The sequence below is a fragment of the Enterocloster alcoholdehydrogenati genome, assembly GCF_013282095.1.
GTDB classification, from domain to species: Bacteria; Bacillota; Clostridia; order Lachnospirales; family Lachnospiraceae; genus Enterocloster; species Enterocloster alcoholdehydrogenati.
On sequence record NZ_BLTJ01000004.1, the window covers coordinates 216,072 to 233,545 of the forward strand.

Consider the following 17,474-nt stretch of genomic DNA (forward strand, 5'->3'; position numbering starts at 1 on the left):
GCCGTCAGTAAATTCAGGTCTGCACAGGAAAAGGGCAGACTGCATCAGGAGGAAACAGAGCATTGAAAGCGACCAGATATGAGAGCGGGAAACGTTGGATAGAACAAAGACATTTGAACAGAAGAACGCGCAGGGGAACTGACGCTGCAGCAGGCAGGCTTTCGGGTCGTCTGCTGCGTGTGTGCCTGAGCTTTTCAGTGGGGGCGGCCCTCTCCCTTTGGGGAGCCTTTGGAGCTTTTGGGGAGCCTCTGGGTTTAAGCACCATTGACGGACAGACCGTGACCAGCCGTATGGGAGGTTTTGTCGTTCAGGTTCCCCAGGAGTATGAGGTAGACCGTACAGGCGGCTCCTGGGAACTTTCCAGACAGCTGGTGGCGCAGATGAAATCCACAGATCAGGTACAGGTGGATTTTGCGGCGTCTGAGGTTAATGAGACGGATAAATCTTATATAGTCAATATGGGGCTTGTAATGCCGGCAGACGATGGAACAGGAACCTCTTTTAATGTTGAGACTCTGAAGGCGGAACTGGCGCAGTCGGGGTTAGATGAAGCGGCGGCCCAAAGCGGAAGAATTACTCTGGGTACAAAGGAATACGAATATCTGAAGGTGGATTACGGAAAGCTGATGGCCGACTCCATGCGGGACTATTTAAACACGGCGGAACTTTCCGACCTCCAAAAGCAGACGGTTCAGGCGTATATCGTGCAGATGGAAAAAATGCTGGTCAATGATTTTTACATCCGTCAGGAGGGAAACCAGATCTATGTGCTGTGCCAGACCTATTCTGCAGACCAGTCAGACCGGGCGGCTGCATTTTTAAGCTGTCTTACGCCCTACAGCGGGATCGAGGGCTGGGAACAGACCGGTGAAACGGGCTGGAAATACCGGCTGGCTGACGGGAGTTTTGCTGCAAACTGCTGGAAGCAGGATGAACTGGGGCTGACGTACCATTTGGATAACGAAGGAAAGATCCAGTACAGTGCCTGGATCCAGGATGCAGGAGGCTGGAAATATGTGGATGAGCTGGGCCATATGGTTACTTCCGTTACGAAAGCGGTGGATGGGGTGGAATACACCTTTGGGGCTGACGGATATATGGAGGAGGGCAGCGAACGGCCAAAGGAGGAATTTACCCTGGGAACCCTTGAGGGAAATCACTATACCAATCCATGGGCGGATCTAACGCTGACTTTTCCGGAGGAAGCCGTCGTGCTAAAGGGGGATGGAAGCAGCCGGACCTATGCGCTGGTAGGAGGTGAGCACGTGGATCCCGATGACCCGGAATTAAGCTACCGTGTGACGGTGGATTTTACGGAAGCGGATGTGGAGCTAGACCGGTTTATGGATGTATTGAGACAGTATGGGAGCACAGAGGGATATCAGGTGGACAGCTCTGAAAATGTGGAGCTTGGAGGCCATACATACCGTTCCTGCCGGACTTCCACCCGGTTTGCGGACGGTACCTCCCATCACTCCGACTGGTATGTGAGACAGATCGAGGATAAATTTGTGATCCTGCATTTTGACTACTATGAGGAGTTAAAAGGCCAGGCGGATCAGGTATATCAGAGCATTGGTCAATAAATCATGAGCCGTACACTGCCGGGTGCGTTTTGGCGCTATCCTGCGTCTGGGTCTTGCATTTTATAAAGTATGCTGTTATAATAAGTAGTAATCAAAACTACGTGTTGAAGAACGGACATGGTATTTTCGGAGGATAGGATTATGACTTATAAGATCATTGGAGACAGCTGCTTGGATCTGACAGAAGAATTAAAAAGGGATCCAAGATTTCAGATGGTGCCGCTGACCCTGCAGGTAGGCAGTGCACAGGTGGTAGATGATGAGACCTTTGATCAAAAATCATTTATAGATATGGTAAAGGCCTGCCCGGAGTGCCCCAAGACGGCCTGCCCTTCGCCGGAGCGTTTTAAGACGGCATATGAGGAGGCAGAAGCGGAGGCTGTCTTTGTGGTGACTCTTTCCAGTCATCTGAGCGGAAGCTATAATTCTGCCGTTCTGGCAAAGGAACTGTATGAGGAGGAAAAAAGGGAGGCCAAAGAGACGGCAACAAAGAAAATTGCGGTTATTGATTCCCTTTCTGCCTCATCGGGAGAGCTTAATATGGCTCTGTATATTCAGGAACTTTGTGAGGAGGGACTGGATTTTGAGGCAGTAGTGGAGAAGGTGCAGGCGTTTTGCGGCCATATGCAGACCTATTTTGTTCTGGAGAGCCTGGATACGCTTCGCAAGAACGGACGGCTTTCAGGACTTCAGGCATTTTTTGCCACGGCGCTGAATATTAAACCGGTGATGGGCGCAGATAAAGGCGTGATCATCAAGCTGGATCAGGCAAGAGGAATCAATAAGGCTCTGCAGAGGATGTGTGATATCGCGGTAAAGGAGGCCGGAGACATGGTTTCCCGGAAACGGGCGGTGATCTGCCATGTAAATAACCCGGAACGCGCCCGGTATGTAAAGGAAGAGCTGGAGAAGCGCGCCCGGTTTAAGGAAGTTGTGATCACAGAGGCCGCAGGCGTGGCTACGGTCTATGCCAATGACGGCGGTATTGTGCTTGCCATGTAGAACAGGATGTGCAGATGAAGAAACGAAGATGGATTTGGGCTGCTGCAGTATTCTTCGGACTGCTGTTGGCAGCCCTTGGTATATTTGCCCTGGGATATGGGAACGAGGGCAGCTATGTAAGCCCCTCCAGTCCAGGAACAGAAAAGTCTGAAGCTGCAGAGGAACCCCAGGAAATCTTTATACAAAATGAGAACGAGGAAGAGGCCAGGGAGGACGCTCCCGTCCGTCTTGTATTTGCAGGGGATATTCTTCTTTCGGATCACGTATTAAATGCCTATTCCAAGGGCGGAGGAATCCGGGGGATTCTGGATTCAGGCTTTCAGAAGATGATAGATGAAAGCGATATTTTCATGGCAAATGAGGAATTTCCGTTCAGCAGCCGGGGAACGGCGGCGGAGGATAAGCAGTTTACCTTTCGGCTTCCTCCAAAGAATGTGTCCATATTCCAGGAAATGGGAATTGATATTGTCACTCTGGCTAATAATCACACCTTGGATTTTGGAACGGAGGCTTTGATGGATACCTGTGATACACTGGATCAGGCTGAAATTTACCATGTGGGGGCCGGCAGGAATCTTGAAGAGGCAAAACAGCCGGCTGTTCTTACGGCAAAGGGAAAGAAGATCGGTTTTCTGGGAGCGTCCCGTGTGATTCCTGTCGCTTCATGGAATGCCGCTGCCGCTGCACCAGGGCTGCTGACCACCTACGATCCCACGCTTTTGCTGGAAGAGATACGCACTTTAAAGGAAACGTGCGACTATGTGGTGGTTTATGTCCACTGGGGCATCGAACGGAGTGAACGGCCGGAAGCCTATCAGCGTTCTCTGGGACAGCAGTACATTGATGCCGGGGCAGATCTGGTAATCGGCAGTCATCCTCATGTGCTCCAGGGAATAGAATATTATAAGGGCAAGCCCATTGTATACAGTCTGGGCAATTTTATATTTGGAAGCAGTATCCCAAAGACAGCTCTGCTGCAGGCGGAATGGGACGGAAGGGAGACAAAGCTGTCCCTGATCCCAGGCGTTTCCTCGGCCGGGTATACCAGGATGCTTCAAACTCAGGATGAGACCAGGGAGTTTTACGAGTACATGACCGGAATTTCTTATGGAGTGACGGTGAATGAGAATGGACAGGTGTCAGAAACAGAGTAAACGAGGGCGTATGCCCGGCTCTGTTTTCTCGCACGGTTTAACCGCAGCATTCCATGCTAGACTGTGTTCTGGGGATTCCACAGCTTTCCCTGCCATGTATCCCGCTCTTTGAAACGTTGATGGAGCGTGTTTAAGACCCTTTTTTTATCTTGGCTCCAAAGCGGTGCGATCAGCAGCTGCCTGGGGCCATCGCCGGTGAGCCGGTGGATAGTTAAGGAAGGCGGAAGAATTTCTACACAGTCAATCACAAAGTCAATATATTCCTCCATGGAAAACACGGGAAAGGGATGGTCCTGGTATAAAGCTGCCAGATCCGTCCCTTTTAATATATGAAGCAGCTGAAGCTTGATCCCGTCAATGGGCTGGCAAGACAGCCAGGAGACTGTTTTTTTCATCTGCTTTTTCGTTTCTTTCGGCAGGCCAAGAATTACATGAACAATAACCGTGATTCCCGCCTCCTTCAGCTGTTTTAGGGCAGATTCAAACACAGGCAGTTCATATCCCCGGCGGATCAGACGGGCCGTATCCTCATGGATGGTCTGCAGTCCCAGTTCTACCCATACTGGCTTTATCCGGTTCAGATCAGCTAACAGTTCTACTGTTTCCGTTTCCAGACAGTCCGGCCGGGTACCGATGGACAAAGCGGCGATCTGTGGATGGGAAATGGCCCGTGAAAACAGGGGGGAGAGATAGGAAATCGGCGCATATGTATTGGTAAAGGACTGAAAATAGGCCACGTAGGCCGGCTGGCTGCCGGTTAAAGGCATTTTCAGACGGATCCGTTCTTTGGCAGCTTCAATCTGATCCCAGACGTCCCTTCCGGCCGGAATGGCAAAGTCGCCGGAGCCGCCTTCGCTGCAGAAGATACAGCCCCGGTTTCCGCAGGTTCCGTCCCGGTTGGGGCAGGTCATGCCGCCGTCCAGAGAAAGCTTGTAGAGTTTTCGGCCAAAGGTATGCTTCAGTTCATAGTCCAGAGAATGATAGGGCTTTCCATTCCAGTTTTTTGGGGTCATAGGCGTATCCTTTCTTTAAAGGGGGATAAAAAAGAACTTGGGGCTGTCAGCAGAACAGCATGATTCTGAGGGTATTATAACAGAAAAAAACAGTCTGTCCAGAAAATTGTAGGAACACAGGAAAATATTGTATTGAAGGTAAGCTCCATCTTATGATAAACTGTGCGTAAAGGGGGTGTGTGATCAGGGAAGGTAAGCTTTTTGCCCTGTAAGGACGCCGCCCTATGTGTTTTAAGAAGGAGAGGTAAAACAGGGATGAATGTAAAAGAAACGATCCAGCTTTTAAAAAGTGACAAGGCGGCTGCTCTGATGGCAGAGTTTTACGGCAAAGAAGGGGCAGCTGCAAATGAGGCCCGTTATGAAAGAGTGCTGACAGGCTTTGAACAGGAATTTGGGGATACCGGGGATATTCTTTTATTCTCTTCTCCGGGGCGCACGGAGATCAGCGGAAACCATACGGATCATAACCACGGAAAGGTGCTGGCAGGAAGCATTAACCTGGACTGCGTAGGCGCGGCTGCAAGAAATCAGTCGGATCTGGTTCATATCATCAGCGAAACCTATGATCAGGACATTACCATTGACTTAAATCAGCTGGAGCCAAGCGCTAAGAAAGCCGGAACCGCAGATCTGATCAAGGGGCTTTTAAAAGGCTTTAAGGAATCCGGCTGCAGGATTGGCGGATTTGACGCTTATGTGACCAGCAACGTGATCAGCGCTGCCGGCGTCAGCTCCTCTGCCTCCTTTGAGATGCTTCTGTGTTCCATGCTCAACACATTTTTCAATGAAGGCCGTATGGACAACGTGGCCTATGCCCATATTGGAAAATACTCAGAAAACGTGTACTGGGATAAGGCTTCCGGCCTCTTAGACCAGATGGCCTGTGCGGTGGGCGGCCTGATCACCATTGATTTTGCAGAGCCGTCATCCCCCAGAGTAGAGAAAATTGATTTTGATTTTGGCTCCCAGGATCACAGCCTGATTATCGTACAGACAGGAAAAGGCCATGCGGATCTCAGCGCCGACTACTCTTCGGTTCCAAACGAGATGAAAAAGGTAGCCCGGTTTTTCGGAAAAGAAGTGCTGGCCCAGGTAGCAGAGGAGCAGGTGATCGAACATCTGGAAAAGGTACGTGCGTATGCAGGAGACCGCTCCGTTCTGCGCGCCCTTCATTTCTTTGAGGAAAATAAGAGAGTGGAAGAGGAGGTGAAGGCTTTAAAAGAGGGCCGGTTTGAGGACTTCCTCAGAAACATCACCGCCTCTGGCAATTCCTCATGGAAATGGCTCCAGAATTGCTTTACTGCCAGCGCCTGCCAGGAACAGGGCATCACAATCGCACTGGCGCTTACAGAACTGTTTATCGCTGAAAAACAGAGAGGTGCCTGCAGAGTCCATGGAGGCGGTTTCGCCGGGGTCATCATGGCCATGCTGCCGAATGATTTGACCGATGAGTATATAAAGTACATCGAGGGCTGTCTGGGCGAGGGCTGCGCGTATCGTATGAGTATCCGGCCTTATGGGGCGGTCTGCGTCAATGAGCTGCTGAAATAATGCCGGAAAAATAAAGAAATAGTCTTGCCGTATCCAGCAAAGGGCGCTGCAGATACCATCCTGGCGGATGATTCTGCAGCGCCCTCCGTGTTATATCATTTCCTGGCGTTTTAATCCATTATTTTCTGTGGTAAGTATCTAACAGCTGATTCTTCATATGCCATAATTCATGGGACAGATCCACATGAACCTTGTGGGGGTTGACAAGACGTTTGGATTCATCCCACAGGGTATCCAGTTCCTGTCTGCAGTAAGCCTGAATGTCCATCACCTTTGGCGTTTCGTAAACACATTCGCCCTTTAGGAAAATGGGAACGAGAAGTTCCCTCATGGTGTAGGTTCCGGGTGCCAGCATGGTTTTTTTCCAGGTTTCGATGGGATCAAAGAGCAGGAGAGAGTGGCTGGTGTCAAATGTTTCGCCTACCAGACAGATCAGGTCTGCAATGATCTTTCCCGTTTCCTTATCATAGATACGCTGGATGGTTTTATTGCCGGGGTTGGTGATCTTTTCCGCATTTTCGGAAAGCTTGATCTTGGGGATGAAACTGCCGGTGGATTTATCCTTTACCGCAGCCAGTTTGTAGACGCCGCCGAAGGAGGGGCAGTCTTTAGCTGTGATCAGATTGGTTCCCACGCCCCAGGAATTGATAGTGGCGCCCTGCATCTTTAAACTGTCGATCAGGTATTCATCCAGATCATTGGAGGCTGAGATTACCGCATCAGAAAATCCGGCAGCATCCAGCATCTTTTTCGCTTTCTTTGACAGGTAGGCCAGATCGCCGCTGTCCAGACGAATTCCGTAGAAGGTGAGCGGTATACCGGCGTTTTTCATTTCCTTAAATACCTGAATGGCATTTGGGATGCCGGAGTTCAGGGTATCATAGGTATCTACTAAGAGGATACAGGCAGAGGGATAGAGTTTTGCATAGGTGCGGAAGGCGGTCAGCTCGTCCGGGAAGCTCATAATCCAGCTGTGGGCATGAGTGCCTTTTACGGGAACATCAAACATCTTTCCGCAGAGCACGTTTGAGGTGCCTATACAGCCTGCGATCATGGCGGCTCTTGCGCCGTAGGTGCCGGCATCGGGGCCCTGAGCCCGGCGCAGACCAAATTCCATCACGCCATCCCCCTTGGCTGCATAGACGATGCGCTCGGTCTTGGTGGCGATGAGGCTCTGGTGATTGATGATGTTAAGGAGAGCCGTTTCCACTAGCTGAGCCTGCATGATGGGAGCGATTACTTTTACAAGCGGTTCTCTGGGGAAAACCACCGTACCCTCGGGAATAGCGTAGATATCTCCGCTAAAGCGGAAGTCTCTCAGATAGTCCAGGAAATCTTCTTCAAAAATTCCCACGCCTCTTAAATAATCAATGTCGCTTTCGTCAAAATGGAGATCCCTGATATATTCAATCACCTGTTCCAGCCCGGCGCAGACAGCAAATCCGTTTCCATGGGGATTGTTCCTGTAAAACATATCGAAAATGACCGTTTCGTTGGCGTCTTTTTCCTTAAAATAGCCCTGCATCATGGTAAGCTCATACAGGTCTGTCAGCAGTGTAAGATTTCTCTGGTCCATATGGTTTTCCTCCCTGGTTTGGCGGTGTCCTCCCTGTACGGGACGGCAGCAAACTGTGTATTGACAGTAGTATAGCACAAATTTTACAAAAGACAAGCGAATTGTTAAAAAAATAACAAGATATTCAGCTCCGGCAGAAATAAAAGTTTCTGATCAAGGACAGAGGTTGCAAAACGAGAAATATTTGATAGAATGAAACTGTTCAAGAAGATACCCCGTCCTGAATTGCTGCGAATATAAAAAAAGCAGCGGGAATTTTGCGGGAACCAACAGGAGGAGGCCCATGAATTACACAGGATATGAGCTCTTATGGCTGTTTGCAGTCTATTCGGCGGCAGGCTGGTGGCTGGAGGTGGGAGCGGCAGCAGTCAAACGGCACCGGTTTGTAAACCGGGGCTATTTAAACGGGCCGTTCTGCCCGGTATACGGTCTGTCGGCCGCCGCCTTTGCAGTGTTTTTGCCGGAGTTGAAGGAACATCTGGTGTTTTTGTTTCTTGGCGGCATGATACTGGCGGCATTTACAGAATATATATGCGGCTTTCTCTTAGAGCGCATATTCCGGCAGAAGTGGTGGGATTATTCGGAAAAACGCTTTTGTGCTGGAGGCTATGTGGCTCTGGAAACTTCCATTTTCTGGGGAATATGCGCTGTACTCTGCATCCGGGTGTTTAACCCGTTTCTGATAAAGCTGATCCACATACTTCCGGCCGGTGCAGGAAAGCTCCTTTTGGGGATCATTTTAGGAACAGCGCTCTTAGACGGCCTTGGTTCTTCGGCGGCTGTATTTCAGATGCACCGCCGGTTAAGGAAGATGGCCAGCCAGGTCAGCGGCGATATGCAGCGGCTGGCGGACTCCTTTGGAAACGCCCTGACCCGGAGGATTCAGCGGCGGATGATGGGGGCGTATCCCGGCTTAAAGGCAGAGCGGCTGATTGCAGGGCAGAGACATGAGGCGGCCGAAAATGAGCACAGCGCAGAGAAAACGGTTTTTGCCGCCGGCTGCTGTTTTTACAAACTGACAGCGCTTTTCTTTATCGGAGCCTTTCTGGGGGATATCACAGAGACTGTTTTCTGTTACAGCCGGACGGGAATTATCATGAGCCGAAGCAGTGTGGTATACGGGCCGTTCAGTATCGTATGGGGATTCGGCTGTGTCCTGCTGACTGCGTTTTTATATCCTTACCGGGAGAAAAATGACCGGTATATCTTTCTGGCAGGCACCATCTTGGGCGGAGCCTATGAATATATATGCAGTGTGTTTTCCGAACTGGTTTTCGGCACCGTATTCTGGGATTACAGCGCCATTCCTTTTAATCTGGGCGGTCGGATCAATCTGCTCTACTGCTTTTTCTGGGGCATTGTGGCGGTAGTATGGCTTAAAATACTGTATCCCTTTCTGTCCAGGGCGATTGAACGGATTCCCGTGAAATGGGGGAAATTCCTCTGCAACGGACTGATCCTTTTTATGGTCTTTGATATGGCGGTATCCGGCCTTGCCCTGGGACGGTATTCGGCCAGACAGGATAAGGAAGTCCTTCAGAGCCAGATGGGATCCCAGGAGGCCTCCCTGCAAAAAGCGGCGGGAGAGGAAGAAAGGGCCGGGACAGAGATGGGGCGAGAGGAAGGAAACACCCTGGCAGAGGGGCTGAACGGCTGGCTGGATTATCATTTTCCAGATGAGCGAATGAAACGGATCTATCCCAATGCCAAATTTGTAGACTAGCACAGCTTGACATTTTATGGCCCAGTCATTATAATAAAATCGTTATAAGAAAAAGGCCATGAAGGAGACAGTAGCCCTTTCCGAAGGCAAAAGAGAGCCGGTGGCGGTGGAAATCCGGTGTCAGTAGGAAAGATGCGAAGATCGCTCCGGAGCTGCCGGCTGAACGCTTAAGTAGGCCCGGCCGTTTTTCCTGCGTTAGAGGAACTCATATGACAGTATGCAGTAACAGGTGGTTAAACGAATCCAAGACTTTCGTCCTTTTACGGGGACGGGAGTCTTTTTTTATAACAACGAGGTGTTCGCAGGGCGCCGCCTTGTTGTTTGCAGTTCAGAAAAGATTCTTTCCTGTGAGGCATCGCAAAGGCTGCGGCTTTTCACATAAAGAAAAAGCTGCCAAACCGTGTCCTCTTGGAGGCTCTGAGAGTGCACAATATCGAATGGAGGTAGACTAGGATGTACAACAAGGTCCCCACAGACTTAAAGTTTGTAGAACGGGAAAAAGAAGTGGAAAAGTTCTGGGAAACAGAGCATATTTTTGAAAAGAGCATCAAGATGCGCGAGGGCTGCCCGCCCTATGTGTTCTATGACGGCCCGCCGACAGCCAACGGAAAACCTCATATCGGCCATGTTGAGACCCGTGTATTTAAGGATATGATTCCAAGATACAGAACCATGAAGGGCTATATGGTACCGAGAAAGGCCGGCTGGGATACTCACGGACTTCCCGTTGAGCTGGAAGTAGAGAAGAAGCTGGGCTTAGACGGGAAGGATCAGATCGAGAAGTACGGCCTGGAGCCGTTTATCAAGGAGTGTAAGGAAAGCGTCTGGAAGTATAAGGGGATGTGGGAGGATTTCTCCGGCACCGTAGGTTTCTGGGCGGATATGGAAAACCCTTACGTCACCTATGACAATAATTTTATCGAATCCGAGTGGTGGGCATTAAAGCAGATCTGGGATAAGGGCCTTTTATATAAGGGCTTTAAGGTAGTTCCGTACTGCCCCCGCTGCGGAACCCCCCTGTCATCCCATGAGGTGGCTCAGGGCTATAAGGATGTGAAAGAGCGCTCCGCCATCGCCCGCTTTAAGGTAAAGGATGAGGATGCTTATATTCTGGCATGGACAACTACGCCATGGACTCTTCCAAGCAACGTGGCTCTCTGTGTAAACCCGGATGAGGAGTATGTAAAGGTAAAGGCTGCAGACGGTTATACCTATTATATGGCTCACGCTCTGGTAGAGAAGGTGCTGGGCGAAGAGACTCAGATCCTCGAAACCTATAAGGGAAAGGAACTGGAATACAAAGAGTATGAGCCTCTTTATGACTGCTCTAAGCCATACTGCGAAAAGCAGCACAAAAAGGGCCATTACGTTGTCTGCGACACCTATGTAACCCTGACGGACGGTACAGGTATCGTACACATCGCGCCGGCCTTTGGTGAGGACGATGCCAATGTGGGCCGCAAATACGACCTGCCTTTCGTACAGCTGGTAGATGCAAAGGGTGATCTGACAGAGGACACTCCGTTTGCGGGCAGGTTTGTAAAGGATGCGGATCCCCTTGTATTAAAGGATCTGGAGGAGAGAGGGCTTCTGTTCTGCGCTCCTGATTTTGAGCACAGCTATCCACACTGCTGGCGCTGCGGGACCCCTCTGATCTACTATGCAAGAGAATCCTGGTTCATCAAGATGACCGCGGTGAAAGACGATCTTATCCGCAACAACAATACCGTAAACTGGGTGCCCGATTCCATCGGAAAGGGCCGTTTCGGCGACTGGCTGGAAAATATCCAGGACTGGGGAATTTCAAGAAACAGATACTGGGGTACGCCTCTTAATATCTGGGAGTGTGCCGGCTGCGGACATCAGCATTCCGTAGGCAGCATCCAGGAGTTAAAGAGCCTTTCAGACAACTGCCCCGATGAGATCGAGCTGCACCGTCCTTATATCGACGCAGTGACCATCCCGTGTCCTCACTGCGGCGGTGTGATGAAGAGAGTGCCGGAGGTGATCGACTGCTGGTTTGACTCCGGAGCTATGCCGTTTGCACAGCATCATTATCCGTTTGAGAACAAAGAACTGTTCGAGTCCCAGTTCCCGGCTCAGTTTATTTCTGAGGCCGTAGATCAGACCAGAGGCTGGTTCTACTCTCTGTTAGCAGAGTCTACCCTGCTCTTTAACAAGGCTCCTTATGAAAATGTCGTTGTGCTGGGGCTTGTATTAGATGAGAACGGACAGAAGATGAGCAAGTCCAAGGGAAATGCCGTTGATCCCTTTGAGACCCTGGCAGCTCACGGCGCAGACGCCATCCACTGGTTCTTCTACACCTGCAGTGCACCGTGGCTTCCCAAGAGATATCAGGATAAGGCAGTGACCGAGGGACAGAGAAAGTTCATGGGTACTCTGTGGAATACCTATGCCTTCTGGGTTCTCTATGCCAATATCGACGAGTTTGACGCGACAAAATACAGACTGGAGTACGATAAGCTGCCTGTTATGGACCGCTGGCTCCTATCCAAGATGAATTCCATGGTAAAGGCGGTTGACAATAACCTGATGAATTACCAGATCCCTGAGGCGGCAAGAGCGCTCCAGGAGTTTGTAGACGATATGAGCAACTGGTATGTGCGCAGAAGCCGCGAGCGTTTCTGGGCAAAAGGTATGGAACAGGATAAGATCAATGCCTATATGACCCTGTACACTGCCCTTGTGACCGTTGCAAAGACAGCGGCTCCCATGATCCCGTTCATGACAGAGCAGATCTATCAGAACATTGTAAGAAATATCGACGGGAATGCGCCTGAGAGTGTCCACCTGTGCGACTTCCCGGAGGTAAAGGAGGAGTGGATCGACCTGGCCCTGGAGTCCGATATGGATGAGGTGCTGGATACCGTCGTTATGGGCCGCGCCGCCAGAAACACCGCCAATATCAAGAATCGCCAGCCCATCGCTCAGATGTATGTAAAGGCGGATCATGAGCTGTCTGATTTCTATGTAAAGATCATTGAGGAAGAATTAAATGTAAAGAAGGTAACCTTTACAGAGGATGTACGGGCATTTACCTCCTATACCTTTAAGCCTCAGTTAAAGACCGTTGGGCCCAAGTACGGAAAGCTTCTTGGGAAAATCCGCCAGGCCCTTACAGAGCTTGACGGCAGCGCAGCCATGGATACCCTGAATGAATCCGGCGCTCTGACCTTTGATTTTGACGGTCAGGAGGTTGTCCTTACAAAGGAGGATCTGCTTATCGACGTGGCAAAGAAGGACGGCTATGTGACAGAGGAGGATAATTCTGTGACCGTTGTTCTGGATACCAACCTGACGCCTGAACTGATCGAGGAAGGTTTTGTACGCGAGGTGATCAGCAAAATCCAGACCATGCGTAAGGAAGCCGGCTTTGAGGTGATGGATCATATTGCCGTATATCAGGATGGGAACGACCGGATCGCAGAGCTTGTTAAGGCCAATGCCGACGAGATCAAGAATGAGGTTATGGCAGACCACATCCACCTGGGCCAGATGAAGGGCTTTGTAAAGGAGTGGAACATCAACGGCGAAAGCGTAATGCTTGGCGTTGAAAAGCTGATGTAGCAGGGACAGGAAGCTGCGAGGGCAGATGGGAGTATTTAAAAGCAGAGCGTACTCCCGGCAGTGGTTCTCCATAAATGTGAGAATATGCGGGAGTACACAGAGAAGAAGGAGGAGAGTCCAATGAGTCGTCCGGATTTTGATAAGGCCGCATTTAGGAATTCCGTGATCTATAATGTGAAAAATATGTTCCGCCGCACCATTGACGAGGCGACACCTCAACAGGTGTTTCAGGCAGTGGCCTATGCGGTAAAAGACGTGATCATTGATGAGTGGATTGCCACTCACAAGGAGTACGAGAAAAGGGATGTCAAGGCAGTTTACTATCTGTCCATGGAATTTTTAATGGGCAGGGCGCTGGGCAACAATATCATCAATATCTGTGCACGCAAAGAAATTGCCGAGGTATTGGAGGAGCTTGGTTTCGACTTAAACGCCATTGAGGATCAGGAGCCGGATGCAGCCCTTGGAAACGGCGGTCTGGGCCGCCTGGCCGCCTGCTTTCTCGATTCTCTGGCAACTCTGGGATATCCGGCCTATGGCTGCGGCATTCGCTATCGCTATGGTATGTTTAAGCAGAAGATTGAAAATGGCTATCAGGTGGAGGTGCCGGATAACTGGCTGGAGAACGGCAATCCCTTTGAGATCCGCCGCCCTGAGTATGCCGTAGAGGTAAAATTCGGCGGTTATGTGCGCATTGAAAACCGGGACGGCATGGATCGTTTTGTCCAGGAAGGATACCAGTCTGTGAGAGCTGTGCCCTATGATCTGCCGGTGATCGGCTATGGAAACAACATGGTCAATACCCTGCGGATCTGGGATGCGGAGCCGATTAACACCTTCAATCTGGATTCCTTTGACCGGGGAGATTACCAGAAGGCAGTGGAGCAGGAGAATCTGGCCAAAACGATTGTGGAAGTGCTCTATCCTAACGATAACCACTATGCGGGGAAGGAACTGCGCTTAAAGCAGCAGTACTTCTTTATTTCCGCCAGCGTGCAGCGCGCATTGATCAAGTATAAGGAACTTCACGGCACAATCCGCGGCTTTCAGGATAAGGTGATATTCCAGTTAAATGACACGCACCCTACAGTAGCAATCCCTGAACTGATGCGCATTCTTTTAGATGAGGAAGGGATGACCTGGGATGAGGCATGGGATATTACTGCCAGAACCTGTGCCTACACCAACCATACCATCATGTCAGAGGCGCTGGAAAAATGGCCCATCGACCTGTTTTCCAGACTTCTCCCCCGTATCTACCAGATTGTGGAGGAGATCAACCGCCGCTTTGTAAATGAAATCCAGGCCCGTTATCCGGGAGATCAGGAGAAGATCCGCAAGATGGCTGTTGTCTACGACGGCCAGGTGCGTATGGCTTATATGGCCATTGTGGCCGGATTCTCCGTAAATGGTGTTGCCAGACTGCATACGGAGATTTTAAAGCATCAGGAATTAAAGGATTTTTACGAAATGATGCCGGAGAAGTTCAACAACAAAACCAACGGCATTACACAGAGGCGTTTCCTGCTTCACGGCAATCCCTTAGAGGCAGACTGGGTGACTTCCAAGATCGGAGACCAGTGGATCACAGACCTTCCCCATATTGCAGAGCTTCTTCCCTGCGCGGAGGATAAGGCGTGCCAGAGGGAATTTATGGAGCTAAAGTACAAAAACAAGGTCCGCCTTGCTGCGTACATTAAGGAGCACAATGGAATTGACGTAGATCCCAGATCCATTTTCGATGTGCAGGTAAAGCGGCTTCACGAGTATAAGCGCCAGCTGATGAACATCCTTCATGTGATGTACCTGTATAACCAGTTAAAGGATCACCCGGATATGGATATGGTGCCCAGAACCTTTATCTTCGGCGCCAAGGCGGCGGCCGGCTATAAGAGAGCCAAGCTGACCATTAAACTGATCAACTCCGTAGCAGATGTGATCAACAATGATAAATCCATCGGCGGCAAGCTAAAGGTGGTATTTATCGAGGATTACCGCGTATCCAATGCTGAGATTATTTTTGCGGCGGCGGATGTGAGCGAGCAGATCTCTACGGCCAGCAAGGAGGCCTCCGGTACAGGCAACATGAAATTTATGTTAAACGGCGCGCTGACCCTTGGAACCATGGACGGGGCCAACGTGGAGATCGTAGAAGAGGTGGGAGCGGAAAATGCCTTCATCTTCGGTATGTCCTCCGACGAGGTGATCGCCCATGAGAAGAACCGCGATTATCAGCCTATGGACATCTTTAATAACGATCAGGAGATCCGCCGGGTGCTGATGCAGTTAGTGAATGGCTTCTATGCACCGGACGATCCGGAACGGTTCCGGGATATTTACGATTCCCTCTTAAATACAAAGAGCAGCGACCGCGCAGACACATATTTTATACTGAAGGATTTCCGTTCCTATGCTGAGGCTCATAAGAAGATCGATCAGGCATACAGAGATTCTTCCTGGTGGGCAAAGGCGGCGATCCTCAATATTGCCCACAGCGGAAAGTTTACCTCTGACCGCACCATTGAGGAATATGTGAGAGATATCTGGCATCTTAAAAAGATCACTGTGGAAGTGTAATAGACCGCAGCTGCCATCCATGGATGGGAGAAGATCGTGAAAGATCCGGCTCCGGCGTCTGTAACAGGGCGCCGGAGCCTTTCTGGCCCTGAGGGCTGCATACAAAAGAACCCCGGAGAGAACATCTGTGGGTATACATTATACAAGGGAGGTCATGACATGAAGATACGTGACATTTTAGCAGAGGGAAAGCCGACCCTGTCATTTGAGGTATTTCCGCCAAAAACCCAGGATGCGTTTGCGTCGGTGGAACGGGCGGCAGAGGAGATCGCAAAACTGGATCCGGCTTTTATGAGCGTTACATACGGAGCGGGAGGGGGAACCAGTGACTATACGGTAAAAATTGCATCAGAGCTTCAAAAGACCTGCGGGGTAACGCCTCTGGCCCATCTGACCTGCGTATCCTCTACCAGAGAAAAGGTACATCGCGTTCTGGAGGAATTAAAGGCACATAAGATCGAAAATATCCTGGCTCTGCGGGGAGATATCCCCCAGGACGGAAATACACCAAAGGTGTACCATTATGCCTCTGAACTCATCCGCGAGATCCGCGAGGCGGGAGATTTCTGTATTGGAGCTGCCTGCTATCCAGAGGGCCATGTGGAATCGGCCAACAAAACGGTGGATATGGATTATCTGAAGGAAAAAGTGGAGGCAGGCTGTGATTTTGTCACCACACAGATGTTTTTTGACAACAGTATTCTTTACAGCTATCTGTACAGGATCCGGGAAAAGGGGATTACCGTGCCTGTGATTGCCGGGATCATGCCTATCACCAATGTAAAGCAGGTGAAGCGGAGCATCCAGATGTCCGGGTGCTATATGCCGGCCCGTTTTATGTCCCTGGTGGATAAGTTCGGGGATGATCCGGCGGCCATGAAGCAGGCGGGAATCGCCTACGCCACGGATCAGATCATTGACCTGATTGCAAACGGGATCCGGGGAATCCATGTATACACCATGAATAAGCCGGATGTGGCTGCAAAGATCCGGGAGAACCTGTCGGATATCATAAAATAGGAGGCCTCAGAGATGGATATTTCCGCTGTGAGCAGGAAAGAAGTGCTGCGTTATCTGGGATATAAGGGAACTATGGAAATCCAGGGGGCGGTAGAGGACGAAGTGGAGGCCTGTCTGGAACTTTTAGGGCAGAAGGCGGAGCCGAAGCATCTGGTTCGTTCCTTTCCTCTGCGTTTGGGGACGGAATATGAGATCGACTGCGGCTGTTTTTGCACTCGAAGCAAAAACCTTTCTAAAAATCTGCAGGAATGTGAGATGGTGCTTGTGTTTGCAGCCACTCTGGGCCTGGGAACCGATTATGTCATTCAAAAATATAACCATTTACAGATGAGCCGGGCCGTGATCCTTCAGGCAGCGGCGACGGCTATGATTGAAGAATACTGCGATCAGGTCTGCAGAGAGCTTAAGGAAAGGTATGAAGCTGGGGAGTGGTATCTGCGTCCAAGGTTCAGTCCGGGATACGGGGATTTTCCGCTGGAATGTCAGTCCTCCCTTCTGGACGGCCTGGAGGCGGGAAAACGCCTGGGAATCCGGCTGACGTCCGGGTGTCTGATGATGCCCTCCAAGTCCGTTACAGCGGTTATGGGACTTAGCAGGAAGCCTTACCGGTGTGAAGTAAAAGGCTGCGAGGCCTGCGGGAAAACAGATTGCGCCTACCGGCGGGAAACATAAGCGAGGTTTAAG

Annotated in this window: 11 protein-coding genes; 9 read left to right on the forward strand and 2 right to left on the reverse strand. The window is 50.5% G+C overall.

Annotation, left to right across the window (positions count from 1 at the left end):
* Positions 1 to 62 precede the first annotated feature (62 nt).
* The 3 genes from HW447_RS06565 to HW447_RS06575 all read left to right on the forward strand — a co-directional run bounded on the left by HW447_RS06565 (position 63) and on the right by HW447_RS06575 (position 3,742).
* A complete protein-coding gene (locus HW447_RS06565; protein ID WP_176254514.1) occupies positions 63 to 1,586 on the forward strand; it encodes a hypothetical protein in 1,524 nt (507 codons plus the stop codon).
* A 141-nt stretch (positions 1,587 to 1,727) separates the two neighbouring features.
* The gene (locus HW447_RS06570; protein ID WP_176254515.1) at positions 1,728 to 2,588 is read left to right on the forward strand and encodes a DegV family protein; all 861 of its coding nucleotides are present in this window, start codon (positions 1,728 to 1,730) and stop codon (positions 2,586 to 2,588) included.
* 14 nt (positions 2,589 to 2,602) lie between these two features.
* Entirely contained in the window at positions 2,603 to 3,742 is a 1,140-nt protein-coding gene (locus tag HW447_RS06575; protein WP_176254516.1) for a CapA family protein, read from the forward strand.
* Positions 3,743 to 3,798: 56 nt separating this feature from the next.
* On the opposite strand, the gene HW447_RS06580 is transcribed toward HW447_RS06575, so the two are convergent.
* Positions 3,799 to 4,755, reverse strand: coding sequence for a TIGR01212 family radical SAM protein (locus tag HW447_RS06580; RefSeq protein ID WP_176254517.1), 957 nt, complete (start codon positions 4,753 to 4,755; stop codon positions 3,799 to 3,801).
* 255 nt (positions 4,756 to 5,010) lie between these two features.
* Here HW447_RS06580 and HW447_RS06585 point away from each other — a divergent pair, with 255 nt between their 5' ends.
* Positions 5,011 to 6,306 (forward strand): galactokinase, encoded by a 1,296-nt coding sequence (locus tag HW447_RS06585; protein ID WP_176254518.1) that lies wholly within the window; start codon positions 5,011 to 5,013, stop codon positions 6,304 to 6,306.
* A 118-nt stretch (positions 6,307 to 6,424) separates the two neighbouring features.
* Here the strand turns inward: HW447_RS06585 and HW447_RS06590 are convergent, their stop codons facing one another.
* Positions 6,425 to 7,882, reverse strand: a complete 1,458-nt coding sequence (locus HW447_RS06590) for a nicotinate phosphoribosyltransferase (RefSeq protein ID WP_176254519.1) — start codon at positions 7,880 to 7,882, stop codon at positions 6,425 to 6,427.
* Between the two features lie 283 nt (positions 7,883 to 8,165).
* Between HW447_RS06590 and HW447_RS06595 the strand changes: the two genes are divergently transcribed.
* From HW447_RS06595 to HW447_RS06615, 5 genes are all read left to right on the forward strand, one after another.
* Positions 8,166 to 9,605 carry a putative ABC transporter permease gene (locus HW447_RS06595; RefSeq protein ID WP_176254520.1) on the forward strand — a complete coding sequence of 480 codons (1,440 nt, stop codon included), beginning with the start codon at positions 8,166 to 8,168 and terminating at the stop codon, positions 9,603 to 9,605.
* A gap of 453 nt (positions 9,606 to 10,058) precedes the next feature.
* Positions 10,059 to 13,193, forward strand: a complete 3,135-nt coding sequence (gene ileS / locus HW447_RS06600) for an isoleucine--tRNA ligase (protein ID WP_176254521.1) — start codon at positions 10,059 to 10,061, stop codon at positions 13,191 to 13,193.
* 120 nt (positions 13,194 to 13,313) lie between these two features.
* Complete coding sequence (locus tag HW447_RS06605) at positions 13,314 to 15,770, forward strand: glycogen/starch/alpha-glucan phosphorylase (RefSeq protein WP_176254522.1); 2,457 nt, start codon at positions 13,314 to 13,316, stop codon at positions 15,768 to 15,770.
* A 159-nt stretch (positions 15,771 to 15,929) separates the two neighbouring features.
* On the forward strand, positions 15,930 to 16,790 hold the full coding sequence (gene metF, locus HW447_RS06610) for a methylenetetrahydrofolate reductase [NAD(P)H] (RefSeq protein ID WP_176254523.1): 861 nt from the start codon (positions 15,930 to 15,932) through the stop codon (positions 16,788 to 16,790).
* Between the two features lie 12 nt (positions 16,791 to 16,802).
* Entirely contained in the window at positions 16,803 to 17,462 is a 660-nt protein-coding gene (locus HW447_RS06615) for a vitamin B12 dependent-methionine synthase activation domain-containing protein (protein WP_176254524.1), read from the forward strand.
* The last annotated feature ends 12 nt before the right edge of the window (positions 17,463 to 17,474 follow it).

What these genes read in the sequence shown, in the direction of transcription:
- HW447_RS06570 (WP_176254515.1), top strand. Translation starts at nt 1,728, where the DNA reads ATGACTTATAAGATCATTGGAGACAGCTGCTTGGATCTGACAGAAGAA.
- HW447_RS06575 (WP_176254516.1), top strand. Translation starts at nt 2,603, where the DNA reads ATGAAGAAACGAAGATGGATTTGGGCTGCTGCAGTATTCTTCGGACTG.
- HW447_RS06580 (WP_176254517.1), bottom strand. Translation starts at nt 4,755, where the DNA reads ATGACCCCAAAAAACTGGAATGGAAAGCCCTATCATTCTCTGGACTAT.
- HW447_RS06585 (WP_176254518.1), top strand. Translation starts at nt 5,011, where the DNA reads ATGAATGTAAAAGAAACGATCCAGCTTTTAAAAAGTGACAAGGCGGCT.
- HW447_RS06590 (WP_176254519.1), bottom strand. Translation starts at nt 7,882, where the DNA reads ATGGACCAGAGAAATCTTACACTGCTGACAGACCTGTATGAGCTTACC.
- HW447_RS06595 (WP_176254520.1), top strand. Translation starts at nt 8,166, where the DNA reads ATGAATTACACAGGATATGAGCTCTTATGGCTGTTTGCAGTCTATTCG.
- ileS (WP_176254521.1), top strand. Translation starts at nt 10,059, where the DNA reads ATGTACAACAAGGTCCCCACAGACTTAAAGTTTGTAGAACGGGAAAAA.
- HW447_RS06605 (WP_176254522.1), top strand. Translation starts at nt 13,314, where the DNA reads ATGAGTCGTCCGGATTTTGATAAGGCCGCATTTAGGAATTCCGTGATC.
- metF (WP_176254523.1), top strand. Translation starts at nt 15,930, where the DNA reads ATGAAGATACGTGACATTTTAGCAGAGGGAAAGCCGACCCTGTCATTT.
- HW447_RS06615 (WP_176254524.1), top strand. Translation starts at nt 16,803, where the DNA reads ATGGATATTTCCGCTGTGAGCAGGAAAGAAGTGCTGCGTTATCTGGGA.